The following is an 11920-nucleotide window of genomic DNA, read 5'->3' as shown; positions in this document are numbered from 1 at the left end:
GCTTATTTATAAAGAATCAACGCCGATTGGGCGGGTACAAAGACCTCCGGTCCATAGACAGTGCCCATTCCGCGACTATCAATCACTCCATCCCGGCAAACAACGGTGTACTTGCCATCCTCTATGGATAGCTTGGCTGGTGTGGTACGTGCATTGAGTGCTACAATTATCTCCTGCCAGCTATCGCCATTGGCATGATCTTTGAGTCGATATGCGATTAGGTTGCTGCCTTCGACCGGAATAAACTCCAAGTGTTTACGAACCATATCGGCATCTCCCATTCGAAAAGCAGGGTGCGACTTACGTAGAGCGATTAATCCTTTATAATAGGCAAACACATCTGCATTCATCGCCTTACGCCGCCAATCAATAGCATTGATGGAATCAGGACTTTCGAAACTGTTATGCACTCCTTTTTTATCTCGCATCAACTCTTCGCCGGCATAGATAAACGGAACGCCTTGTGAGGTGAAAACGGCTGTTTGCGCTAGCTTGTCGAGCTTCACTAATTGCTCACGAGTCAATCCGGGAATGCTTGCTTGCAAGCGATCAACAAGACACATATCATCGTGGCAGGAAACGTAACTGATCATTTGTGTCGGTTGCAGTGCCCAAGGTGCTTTGCTGTAATTTACCGAATCATTTTTCACTTGCGGATGCTCAATAGCACCTACAATACCGAATTTAATACTCATCTCTTCTCCGGGAAGACCAGCCAGGAAAGCTCCTTTTTTATTCTCATTGAAAGGACCACGCAGACCGTCGCGCATTTCATCAGAGAAGGCGGCAATGCCCGGCATTCGATTCACATGGGCTTTCATGGCCAATGAGTCGGCCGGATAAGCAGGTGCTTGGGCAGCCCAACCTTCGCCATATATAAAGATGGAGGGATCGACTTTATCTACTGCCTTACGTATTTCGTTCATCGTTTCAATATCATGGATGCCCATCAGGTCAAAACGGAAACCATCCAGGTGATATTCGTTGATCCAGTAGAGCACGGACTCGATCATGTAGTTGCGCATCATTGCACGGTCGCTTGCGGTTTCGTTGCCACAAGCTGATCCGTCGGCAAATGTTCCATCCTTTTTCTGACGGTAGAAATATCCCGGTACGGTACGTTCAAAATTACTTTCGGCCGTATTGAAGGTATGATTGTATACCACGTCAAGCACTACCCTGATACCCGCTTTATGCAAAGCCTGTACCATCTGCTTGAACTCTTTGATACGAGTAGCCGGGGTATAAGGATCGGTTGAGTAAGATCCGTCGGGCACATTGTAGTTCTGCGGATCGTATCCCCAGTTGTATTTATTTTCATTTAACTTTGATTCATCGACCGAGGCATAGTCGTAGGATGGTAACAGATGCACATGGGTTACTCCCAAATCGACCAGATGATCGATACCGGTCGACATTTTAGTTGAATTGACCGTGCCGTGCTCCGTCAGTGCCAAGTATTTCCCTTTGTGGTTGATACCCGATGTAGAATCGATCGAGAAGTCGCGATGATGCATTTCATACAATACGATATCCGCTGCCGACTTCAAGGGCGGACGCGGATCTTGATCCCATCCTTCGGGATTGGTTGCTTTCATATCAATGATGGCCGCACGCTTTCCGTTGACTCCTACCGCACGGGCATTGATACCCGGCGTATCGCCCAACCATTTATCGTTGATCTTTACATTAAACGTGTAGAACTTGCCCAAGAGGTCTTTATCCACCTTCACCGACCAGGTTCCATTCTCACCGGGTTGCAGTGCTACGGTTTCGTAAGCATGTCCTTCGTTTCCTGTGTCGAATAACATCAGACGTACCTCATCAGCTGTTGGTGACCAAAGCGAGAATGTAGTACTCTCGGGGGTGTACTCCATTTCTGTTAAGCTTCCAGTCCGCACCGGATACAACTCATAAGACGCATACTCCTTCTTTACTGGTGCACAACTAACCATCATTGTAGCCGTTGTCACTCCTATCACCGACAGATAATTTAGTTTCATCATTTGTTATTTTAACGATTGGTATTCATAGTTTCTTGTTTTACTTTACTCTCTCGGGGTTCTTTGCAATGAAATCTTTCCACCCGTTATATCCTTTCTCTACAACGGGTCTTCCCATTTGCAGAAAGTGACAATAGGCTGCTGCCAATCCGTCGGTAGCATCCATAAAGGTGGGCATCTCTTCTTTAGACAGTTTCAACATGCGTTGCAGCATATCGGCTACCTGTTCTTTGGTGGCTTGCCCCTTACCCGTAATGGCCATTTTTATTTTGAGCGGAGCATATTCGGTTATGGGTATGTCGCGGCTCAATGCAGCAGCCATGGCTACCCCTTGTGCACGTCCTAACTTCAGCATCGATTGCACATTCTTTCCAAAAAAAGGAGCTTCAATGGCCACCTCGTCGGGCAGATAACTATCAATGATACCGAGTATCCGTTCGTGTATATGCTTTAACTTCATATAATGATTGGCCAATTTGCGTAAATCAATCACCCCCATGGCTACCATCTCGGGTTTGGTGCCTACTACGCGCAGTACACCATATCCCATAATGGTTGTTCCGGGGTCAATTCCGAGAATTATTTTTTCTTTTACCGGTTGAATCACGCTATTACCTCCATTAATGTAGGAAAACCGATCACTTTATTTTCAAATAGCTTCATTAACTCTTCATTGAGCTTTGTGCCCTGTTCCATGTGCCAACGATGCAGTAAGCTGCTGTTTTCTACTTCCCACTGTAATGAGAACGAGCTTCCTTCCGACCTATGGCTCAATATCTTACAAAACCGACTGTGCTTCAATGTCCCTTGTTTTTCTACTTCGGGAATGTATGATTCTTTGATCCAAATTACGAAGTTGTCGCAAACTTCATCATCTACCTGAAAGGTTGTATTATAGATTAGCATATTTTTTTGATTATTATTTTTGCAAACTTAGCAATTATTTCAGAATAATGCATTATATTTGCAGCACGAAAACGGAACAACTATTGCAAACGTTATCGAGGTTCTTTATGGGGGGTTAGCTCATCTGGCTAGAGCGCGACACTGGCAGTGTCGAGGTGATCGGTTCGAGTCCGATACTCTCCACTAATAGCAAAAAGCTGATTATTAGCATATTAAGTCTAAAAAAAAGATTTAATATGCTTTTTTTATTTTAATATCTCTACAAAATCACCTACACCCCAAGCACTTTCTTGCGTAGCTTGACGGTGGATGTTTACACATTGTTTACAGTAGAAATTCCAGCTATGGCACTATTTAAAACTTGCGTCAGAAACCAAAGAGCAGACAAATGCTATGTCATTTACATACGAGTGACACACAATAGAAAAGTTGCATACATCAAAACAGACAAGGTCGTTTCCTCTAAAGGAGTTAAAAAGGGAGAGATTATTGATTCTATAGTCGTTTCCGATTGTGCAATCAAAATCCGCAAATACATAGATATACTCAATTTTGAGAAGACAGAAGAGCTAACTGTACAAGAAGTGTTTAGCCTATTGGTAAATCGAAAGGAAGATATATCATTTACCGCATTTACACAGATATTTATCAATAAGATGATTAATGCCGGTAGAGAACGGCCTTCTGTTAACTATCGAAATGCGATAAGAAGTCTTTGTGCATTCAAAGGAGCCGATCAATTTTCATTTAGCGAGCTAAATTCAAAATTATTGAATGATTGGATATACAGCTTAAGAGAAACCAATAGTGCAAAAAATCAATACCCAAAATGTATCAAGACAATGTTTGATGCTGGTTGTAATGAGTATAATGATTATGATAGAGATATTATTCGGATAAAAAATCAGCCATTCAGGAATGTCAAAATACCTAGTGTCACTGTACCTGAAAAGCGCTCAATAGATAAAGAAAGTTTATTAAAGTTTTTCTCTTGCAAAGATGAAACATTGAATGAAAGAGAGCTCTTCGCCCAAGATGTATGCATGCTTTCTTTTTGTTTAGTTGGGATGAATACTGCTGACCTATTTGATGTTGACAAAGATTGTTTAAAGGATGACTGGAAACTATGTTATAATCGCAAAAAAACAAGAGACAAAAGAGGAAATGGAGCATATATAGAAATACACGTTCCTCAATTCATCAGACCAATATTTGAGAAATACAGAGGCACGAATAAACTGTTCTCATTTTCTGATAGATATAAGACTTCGGATAACTTTAATAAATATATAGACATTAGTTGCAAAAAGATTACCCAACAAGCTAAGATAGGCAAGGTAACAACTTACACATTTCGTCATAGCTGGGCAACTATAGCTCAAAACGACTGCAATGGCACGACGGAAGATGTTGCATTTTCCTTAAATCATGCTTCAGCACACAGAATAACTGAAGGGTATATAAAAACCGACTACACAAGGATTGACAGATTAAATGAGAAGGTACTAATATATGTCTTTGGATATGTGAAATTTTAAACAAAGCACAAATGTCTCCAACAAAAAAAGAAAACAAGATTTCTTGCAATCTTGATAGCAAGGCAGATAATAAGTACTCTTACAATCAGCAAAATAACGGTAGTGGGGACTCTCTATTATCTATCTTCTCATTTGGAGATAGTAATAATAATGATGCAACACTGGCAAAAGAATTGCAAACAAAGAAACTTAGGAAGAAAAAAAGACGTAGACTATAACTTCTTATGTATATCCAGTATTTTGATATTACATTAATGCAGACGAAAGCGACTGGAACAAAGTGTAAACAACAAACTGTGGGCTCTGTCCATAAAATTGTGTAAATGATAACTCGGGTCTTATTGGAAAATCCACCCCTACTTGCCCCCCTTGCTCCAAATCAAAGTGATCCCCTAAATCCAATTTAAATTGCCCCCATCTGTCCAATTCAAATTGCCCCCCTAAAACAAGATCAAAGAGTTGCTTTATAGATTTGTAAAACGTATCTTATCTGTTAAATAAGTCAAAAACAGGAAGTATGCCTAACAAATCAATTAGTATGAATAAGATTCGTCAAGTCTTACGGTGCTATGCCTCGGGAAGTGGCACTAAAAGTATCAGCAGTATGTTGAACATGTCCCGCAATACAGTCAAAAAGTACTTACATCTTTATCAAAAGAGCGGTCTTTCTCTATCGGAAGTATTATCTTTGGACGACTCATCTCTTTACTCTCTTTTTCAGGAGAAGAATCAAGCGTGTGATAACCAATCTCCACGGTATCAGGAGTTGCAATCATTGCTTCCTGATTATGCTAAACGACTTAAGAAAAAAGGAGTTACCCGTCAGCAACTTTTTTGGGAATACCAACGTACTCATCCTGATGGATATGCCCGCAGTCGATTCGGTACTTATTTCCAGGCATATTTAGCTTTATCTCATCCCATGGCCCGTCTGGAGCATAAAGCCGGTGATAAGATGTTTATCGATTACGCTGGTGATAAACTCTCCATAATAGACCATGAAACGGGTGAAATTCTTCCCGTAGAGGTTTTTGTAGCCATTCTCCCTTGTAGCCAGCTCACCTATGTTGAAGCTGTTATGAGCCAACGCAAAGAAGACTTTATCCATGCGTGTGAAGCAGCACTTCTATTCTATGAAGGAACTCCTGCAGCCATCGTCCCGGATAATCTGAAGGCGGCAGTAACCAAGCCGAGTCGTTATGAGGCCGAACTGAATGAGGACTTTGCTGCTTTTGCCGAACATTACGGATGTGCTGTCATCCCTGCCCGTGTGCGCAAGCCACGTGATAAAGCGTTGGTTGAAGGAGCAGTAAAGTTGATTTATCGCAGTATTTATACCAAACTGGAAGATCGTGAGTTTTATGATCTCCACTCTTTAAACGTTGCTATCAGGGTGGCTCTGGAATTGCACAATAACGCATTGCTCAGTGGACGTACTTACAGCCGACGTGAACAGTTTGAAGAACTAGAAAGAGATTGCATGGGACCATTGAATCCCATTCGTTTTGAGCTTAAGCAACGGCATACGGCTACTGTACAGAAGAATGGATATGTGCGTTTGGAGAGACATTATTACAGCGTACCTTATAGATACATTGGTAAGAAAGTCAATATTCTCTATACCGGCACCACGGTGGATATATACATAAAGTACGAGAAGATTGCTTCTTATGCAAGAAACCACAAACCCTATGGTTATACTTATCAGGAGGAACACCTAGCTTCCAGCCAAAGGGTTCTGACTGATTGGAACCCTGAGAAGTTCCTGCGGGAGGCAGCATCCATACACGGTGATGTAGAGAACTATATCCGCCATGTAATAGAAGCCAAGCCGCATCCTGAACAAGCTTACAAATCGTGCAGAGGCATCCTCAGCTTCGCTTCGAGAGTTGGCAATAAACGGCTTATAAACGCTTGCAGATGGGCATCCAGTTCCGGGCTTTATAATTATCCGGCGATAGAGAAAATACTCAAAAACAGGCAAGACGAACTCCCTTTGGAAGAAAGTATAGAATCGGCAGAACAACAGATGCCCACGCATGAAAATATCCGTGGAAAAGAATATTATAACTAATAATTGAAACAATGATGGAAATGAATCAGGAAACACTCGAAAAGATGCGCCAAATGCGCCTTCTTGGCATGTATAATGCCTTTAAAACAAGTATGGACAGCTTCAAGGCTGAAACAATGACCACAGACCAGTTTGTCTCATGGTTGGTTAGCAATGAATGGGACGACCGCTGTAATCGGATGATTGAAAGACTTATTAAGCAAGCCTCGTTCCGCTATAAGGCCTCTCTGGAGGAAGTCGACTATAGTCTGGATAGAGGATTAGACCGTAACCAATTACAACGCCTGGCAGAACTCTCTTTTGTTAAGGAGGCCAAAGATCTCTTTGTTACCGGAAGTGCCGGAACGGGGAAAAGCTATATAGCCACTGCACTAGGTTACAGAGCCTGTCAGAAAGGACTGAAGGTGCTGTATGCAAATACAGCCAGGCTAATGGGACAGCTAAAAGTGGCCAAAGCAAAGGGAACAATCTTACAGGAACTTAAGAAAATAGAACGAACGGACCTGCTGATATTGGATGACTTCGGTATACAGCCTTTTGATGCCGGAGGCCGAAGTAATCTGATGGATATTATAGAGGATAGGCATGGTAAGAGTTCTACACTTATAACCTCCCAAGTTCCGGTTAAGGGCTGGTATGATATTATAGGGGAAAGGACAATAGCGGATGCAGTGCTGGACAGAATTGTTCACCAAGCTGTCAGAGTAGAATTGCATGGGGACTCCCTGAGGAAGATGCAAAGTAAAAAATAAAAGAAGTATATTTGTGAAATAAACATAATGGAAACCCCGGCATACTGATAGCGTTCAGACAAGGCTATAGAGTGAAAAACTTAGCTGTTTTAGAAAATAATTTTAGGGGGGCAATTTAGATTGGACACTGGGGGGCAGTTACGTTGGAATTTCCAATATAAGCATATATCTTCTCAACATCTTCTTTGTACCCATCCGACTCCCATGAGTTTAAAGCGTTACGGACTTGTTTCTCATAAATATGGCCATTTGTCGCAAAATCTTGAACAGCCTTTGGTGTTTCAGCATTGATAGCCGAAAGTCGTTTGTTATTATAAACCATAACGGCAGCAATATACTCAGCACATTTTGCATTGTAAGCCTTAACCATTGCGCTTTCTTGAATATACTCTTTCGGCCTTTCCCTATCAAAATCATCGATATCGTACTTCACGAATTTAGATGTCAGTAGACTACGAAGTTTAACCAAATTCTTTTCTTCCTTTTCTGTCAAGTCATCCTTGGGTACCTTCGAAAAGCGAAGCACATCCTTATATACATTCCATAATACGCTTCCATGATTGTCAAATAAACCGTTAATCGTACCATTGTTTGGAATATTATTAACCACACGAGAGAATTCAAAAGCATTTCTATTCAACTCGGCAGTTTCCGCACCGTCTGCTCCATTAAGACCCTTAACAGCGAATTGCAAATCCTTTGCCTGAAAAGGTATACCTGGCAGACACCAAGCCAAATAATCACTTTCATTACCCGATACTGTGTTTTCTCCGGAAAGCACATCTTGAATCTTACCAAGAAGAGCTACTAGCAATTTGTCTTCCATAATCATTCTCCTTCTAATTTAATTTTATAAGTCAAAGTCGCACCTGTAGTGCGATAAACAGCCGTACTCTCAGACAGAGGGTTGTAAACAACTTTGGATTCAGCCTCTTTGGTAGAACCTAAAATTGCTTTTACCTCCACCCAAACTTCAGTTCCGAAATCAAGGTTATACTTGTTCAAATCAATGGTAGCCGATTGAGGATTTGGATAAGTATCAGACCAATCCGAACATTCACCTTCCCATTTCACACGAAATTCCTGAACGAACCCCGCAGAGTTCACACACGTAATTTTTTGTACTTCTTGCATAGCATTCTTTTTAAAATTAACAATATTATATCACAGTGCAAATAAATCCAATTATAGTCATATTATCATTTTTCATTTTTTCGATCAAAGATCCTTCCTTATATAAATTCAATTGAAGCTTATTTGTCAAAATCAGACCCGTAATAATAGAGCTTCCCTTCGGGAGATTTGCGTCCTGAAGATCAGTCATATTCAACCACCCACGGTCAAAATTCAACTGTCCCAAAGAAAAGTTTAATGCATATCTTATTTCTCCTTTTTGCACTTTACTGATATTTTTCCAGGAGATAGATCCAGGTGAGGGAATCATTCCTATCAAACCAAACAAATTGGCATAAGTAGCACTATAAAGCAGCTTACTTTGATTTCCAAATTTTTCTAATATTCCTCCTTGCGTATAAGAATTACCTTTAAAGATCAGAATATCGTTCATCATACGAGAAAATAGATATCCATCATCTATAACCGAGCGATTCATTGAAATTTTCTCAAAAGACAAGTCATTAAAAGTCAAAGCTTTTAAATCCAAAGCATATCCAAGTGACAATATATAGACAAACTGATCTCCCGATTGAAGTTCTGAATTGTAAGCAGGCAAATTTATTGCAGTAGTGACATTTTCTTTTAAAATACTATTGGCAGTAACATTCAACTCTTGTGCCGAAGCAATCTGTATTTGCATAGTACAAAGACAGAAAAGCACGAATCCGAATACAACATGATTAATTTTTCTCATACGTTAGTCCCTATGTTTAAAATAAAAGTTTAAAAAGGTTTCCATCTCTGACAAAAGATAGCTTTATTTGAAGTGACCAAACTTTTAATAAAGATGTATCTGACAGATGTAATGAAAACCGATTGGAAATATACAATAAAAATCTTGAACTTACAAGTAAAAAAATAAAATAAAAAAATAATTTGCGTTTAAGTACGCCAGATGTCTTTTTGGAGTGCTACAAGTATCACAAGTGAGTATCCTCCCGTTATCCCGTTTATACCATCCATAAAGTTGTATACATTGAATCCCTGTGCAAACAATCAAGGCTACCACTATCCAGTACCACGATACAGAAAACAGCCCCCATTGATAAAACATCATCGCCATCGCCGAGAAGTGAAATATCAACCGTAGCTTCTGCGACGTAGAGCAAATATCATCAACAAAGCTGATCACAGTAATCAATGTAAGTGCCAACATAAACCAAGGATATGCATAATCACTCGTCAAGAAATAAGCCAATGCACCGAAATAGAAGATAATTCCCCCACCCCGTAGCGTGATGCGTGTATGCGAGCTGCGCTCATTCGGCTTATCGATAATGTTGAACTTATCGTAAGCATCCGAGAACGTTATAGAACTAATCTCCCCAGCCATGGTCTAGACTCATGACTGGGGAGATTGTTCTTCTTAGCTTTGTTCAGGAGATAGATTGCTTTACTCTTCCATGGCATAGACTCTTTAATTCAGACGCAAAAGTAAGAAAAAGACAATACACTACGTTTAGTTATTAAAGGATTTTCTTGAAAGCTTGATAAATCTCCAGAAAGGTAGTATTTATTTCTGGATTAGATATAATTCGCTTCAAATATTGTATTTTTCAGCATATAACTTCCGGTGAATATTGTATAATGAAAAAGCCCCATTTCTCTTGGAAGTAGAGCCTTCTCGGATTACATTATCTCAATTTCTTAGATTAATCTGCTGGGTAGACATAGCCAGATATACGATGTAGCTCCCAACCAGGATAATTTTGTGGAATAGATCCGTCCGGAGTAGTATAATGGTCAAAAGCATCTTTATGGAAATAATCAAATAATGGAATAGTTTCAAAAGTGGAGTTTTTATATACATAACCTGTAACTCCTAAATTAGCCCATCCTTGTATCGTGAGAGTAGTTGTGTAATGATCGAACCCCCACTCATGGAACCATTGATTTAAGGCTATAGTTCCAGGAAGCTGATTCTTCAGAACATAGCATTCAATTCTATTTAATTCCCAACCGGGAAATTCATTAGCAATGTTTGGGGAAGTGGTAGAGTAATGATTAGCCCTATCCTTCTCGTAATACATATACAATGGAAGTAATTCTAGTATATTAATTTTAGATAATTCAATATACCTTTTTACTGCAGCTTTTATTTGCTCCTTTTTAATTGGATCAGAAATAAAATCATAAATTGGATATGTTTCTTTCCATGTAATTTCATTTAAACAGGAGTTTTGCAACGAGATCGAATTTTCCCAGTTCTGAATATCAACTCCTGTCGGTATTCCTTTTTCCAAGTCGTATTTCAAATGAGTACCATTACCGCCATAAAAGAGCACATATAACTCCTTGCTTTTATTTTCTTTCACAAGCGATTCGTCCGTAGTCTCCGTATTCTCCAGATTATAATCAAACCCAATTTTACCTAAAGACGCTTTGAATCCAGCATGTACAGTTTCTTTCTTGGTTGTAGCATTTCTACTATTTGTAATAACAGATCTAAAGATTAACTTATAGTGCCCTCCAATCATAAAATCAGTCAAAACATGGGTACCATACCTTTCGACTACCCTATCTGGGGATAGTCTGTTTAAGTCCTCTTTAAAATCATCTGATAAATATTCAGACAAACGGTTCACTTCATCATTGATGCGAATATATTTACGATTTCTAATAGCATCTAAACTTGCAAATGAATACTTATCAGAATAAGAATACTCAGTTTTAAAAAAAGAATTATTGGTAATACTCCCAGAAAAAAAAGCAGTATCTTTCTCTGCTCCACAACTCATAGTAAATGAAGCCTTTGTTTCAGTAGTAATATTTTTAATATAATCAGAAGAAGAATATCCATAATACATTCTATCGAAACCAGAAGAAGGAGTGCCCGTAATGATATGATTAGGATAATCTTTTTTGTATTTTACGATATCTAAGATTGGATTACGAACTGACATCGGATGCAAATATTCTCCTGTTACATCATATCCCATACCCAATACATCATATTCTCCATCCCCAGCAGCTCTAGTTGTCGGCTCAGATTGTCCAGTTTTTGGCAAGAAGTCATTTACTTCAGAGCAAGCACTAAAAGCAAACAGGAAACTAAACATTAAATACTTCATTTTCATAATATAATATATTTAAATTAACAATTTTCAAACTTAACCTTTTACATATTAATAAACAATTATATGCTGATGTTTATAAACATAAAACTCCGAATACAAGGATCCGGAGCTTTATGTTATTCAAGAAATTATCATGTAAGCAAAAGAAAGTCCCCGTTGGTAGACGGGGCGAAAGGTCAATAATCAGTACAATGTAAGACCCAACCTCCATAATGCTTCTCAAAAGTTACATTCACTACTCCACCAACACCATCACCTACTTTTGTCGACCAATAATCTCCATTAACTTGATTTTGCTCGGGAAGCCTTTCTGTTGCTTCGCCAATGATTTGGGATAAACTTTTTCTCATAACTAATTAATTTTAAAGTTAACACTAAGCATTGTATCAAAAAA

General features: G+C 39.3%; 11 protein-coding genes, 1 tRNA gene and 2 pseudogenes. 5 read left to right on the top strand and 9 right to left on the bottom strand.

Features of this window, described 5'->3' with window-relative positions:
* Positions 1 to 2: 2 nt before the first annotated feature.
* Genes pulA through TY03_RS19290 form a run of 3 tightly spaced genes read right to left on the bottom strand, consistent with a single transcriptional unit; the run spans position 3 to position 2909 of the window.
* A complete protein-coding gene (pulA, locus tag TY03_RS19300; RefSeq protein WP_042373077.1) occupies positions 3 to 2003 on the bottom strand; it encodes a type I pullulanase in 2001 nt (666 codons plus the stop codon).
* Between the two features lie 40 nt (positions 2004 to 2043).
* A complete protein-coding gene (gene ruvC, locus TY03_RS19295) occupies positions 2044 to 2610 on the bottom strand; it encodes a crossover junction endodeoxyribonuclease RuvC (protein ID WP_042372970.1) in 567 nt (188 codons plus the stop codon).
* Complete coding sequence (locus tag TY03_RS19290; RefSeq protein WP_042372968.1) at positions 2607 to 2909, bottom strand: DUF4286 family protein; 303 nt, start codon at positions 2907 to 2909, stop codon at positions 2607 to 2609. Before TY03_RS19290 ends, ruvC begins: the two co-directional genes overlap by 4 nt.
* 109 nt (positions 2910 to 3018) lie before the next feature.
* Between TY03_RS19290 and TY03_RS19285 the strand changes: the two genes are divergently transcribed.
* From TY03_RS19285 to istB, 5 genes and pseudogenes are all read left to right on the top strand, one after another.
* A tRNA-Ala gene (locus tag TY03_RS19285) sits at positions 3019 to 3092 on the top strand.
* Positions 3093 to 3253: 161 nt separating this feature from the next.
* The gene (locus tag TY03_RS19280) at positions 3254 to 4447 is read left to right on the top strand and encodes a tyrosine-type recombinase/integrase (protein ID WP_042372966.1); all 1194 of its coding nucleotides are present in this window, start codon (positions 3254 to 3256) and stop codon (positions 4445 to 4447) included.
* A 23-nt stretch (positions 4448 to 4470) separates the two neighbouring features.
* Positions 4471 to 4665 (top strand): annotated as a pseudogene (locus TY03_RS19275) (DUF5712 family protein); the annotation flags it as partial.
* 320 nt (positions 4666 to 4985) lie between these two features.
* Complete coding sequence (istA, locus tag TY03_RS19270; protein WP_074434213.1) at positions 4986 to 6521, top strand: IS21 family transposase; 1536 nt, start codon at positions 4986 to 4988, stop codon at positions 6519 to 6521.
* Between the two features lie 14 nt (positions 6522 to 6535).
* A complete protein-coding gene (gene istB / locus TY03_RS19265; protein WP_042373075.1) occupies positions 6536 to 7273 on the top strand; it encodes an IS21-like element helper ATPase IstB in 738 nt (245 codons plus the stop codon).
* Between the two features lie 115 nt (positions 7274 to 7388).
* Here the strand turns inward: istB and TY03_RS19260 are convergent, their stop codons facing one another.
* From TY03_RS19260 to TY03_RS22590, 6 genes and pseudogenes are all read right to left on the bottom strand, one after another.
* Positions 7389 to 8105 (bottom strand): hypothetical protein, encoded by a 717-nt coding sequence (locus TY03_RS19260; RefSeq protein ID WP_042372960.1) that lies wholly within the window; start codon positions 8103 to 8105, stop codon positions 7389 to 7391.
* The gene (locus TY03_RS19255) at positions 8102 to 8407 is read right to left on the bottom strand and encodes a hypothetical protein (RefSeq protein ID WP_042372958.1); all 306 of its coding nucleotides are present in this window, start codon (positions 8405 to 8407) and stop codon (positions 8102 to 8104) included. The genes TY03_RS19260 and TY03_RS19255 overlap by 4 nt, the downstream gene beginning before the upstream one ends.
* Positions 8408 to 8432: 25 nt before the next feature.
* Complete coding sequence (locus TY03_RS19250) at positions 8433 to 9143, bottom strand: hypothetical protein (RefSeq protein WP_148335725.1); 711 nt, start codon at positions 9141 to 9143, stop codon at positions 8433 to 8435.
* Positions 9144 to 9355: 212 nt separating this feature from the next.
* Positions 9356 to 9740 (bottom strand): annotated as a pseudogene (locus tag TY03_RS19245) (UDP-GlcNAc--UDP-phosphate GlcNAc-1-phosphate transferase); the annotation flags it as partial.
* 361 nt (positions 9741 to 10101) lie between these two features.
* The gene (locus TY03_RS19240; protein WP_042372954.1) at positions 10102 to 11526 is read right to left on the bottom strand and encodes an MAC/perforin domain-containing protein; all 1425 of its coding nucleotides are present in this window, start codon (positions 11524 to 11526) and stop codon (positions 10102 to 10104) included.
* Between the two features lie 176 nt (positions 11527 to 11702).
* Positions 11703 to 11876 carry a hypothetical protein gene (locus tag TY03_RS22590; protein ID WP_154663610.1) on the bottom strand — a complete coding sequence of 58 codons (174 nt, stop codon included), beginning with the start codon at positions 11874 to 11876 and terminating at the stop codon, positions 11703 to 11705.
* Between the last annotated feature and the right edge of the window lie 44 nt (positions 11877 to 11920).

Origin of the sequence: Bacteroides neonati, assembly GCF_000499785.1 — a bacterium.
Classification (GTDB): domain Bacteria; phylum Bacteroidota; class Bacteroidia; order Bacteroidales; family Bacteroidaceae; genus Bacteroides; species Bacteroides neonati.
The sequence above is the reverse complement of the archived record's forward strand: the minus strand, read 5'-3'. Positions and strand labels throughout refer to the sequence as shown.

Excerpts from the sequence above, each read along its gene's own strand:
- pulA (WP_042373077.1), bottom strand. The coding sequence starts at position 2,003 with ATGAAACTAAATTATCTGTCGGTGATAGGAGTGACAACGGCTACAATG.
- TY03_RS19250 (WP_148335725.1), bottom strand. The coding sequence starts at position 9,143 with ATGAGAAAAATTAATCATGTTGTATTCGGATTCGTGCTTTTCTGTCTT.
- TY03_RS19280 (WP_042372966.1), top strand. The coding sequence starts at position 3,254 with ATGGCACTATTTAAAACTTGCGTCAGAAACCAAAGAGCAGACAAATGC.
- TY03_RS19255 (WP_042372958.1), bottom strand. The coding sequence starts at position 8,407 with ATGCAAGAAGTACAAAAAATTACGTGTGTGAACTCTGCGGGGTTCGTT.
- istA (WP_074434213.1), top strand. The coding sequence starts at position 4,986 with ATGAATAAGATTCGTCAAGTCTTACGGTGCTATGCCTCGGGAAGTGGC.
- TY03_RS19260 (WP_042372960.1), bottom strand. The coding sequence starts at position 8,105 with ATGATTATGGAAGACAAATTGCTAGTAGCTCTTCTTGGTAAGATTCAA.
- TY03_RS19290 (WP_042372968.1), bottom strand. The coding sequence starts at position 2,909 with ATGCTAATCTATAATACAACCTTTCAGGTAGATGATGAAGTTTGCGAC.
- TY03_RS22590 (WP_154663610.1), bottom strand. The coding sequence starts at position 11,876 with ATGAGAAAAAGTTTATCCCAAATCATTGGCGAAGCAACAGAAAGGCTT.
- TY03_RS19240 (WP_042372954.1), bottom strand. The coding sequence starts at position 11,526 with ATGAAAATGAAGTATTTAATGTTTAGTTTCCTGTTTGCTTTTAGTGCT.
- istB (WP_042373075.1), top strand. The coding sequence starts at position 6,536 with ATGGAAATGAATCAGGAAACACTCGAAAAGATGCGCCAAATGCGCCTT.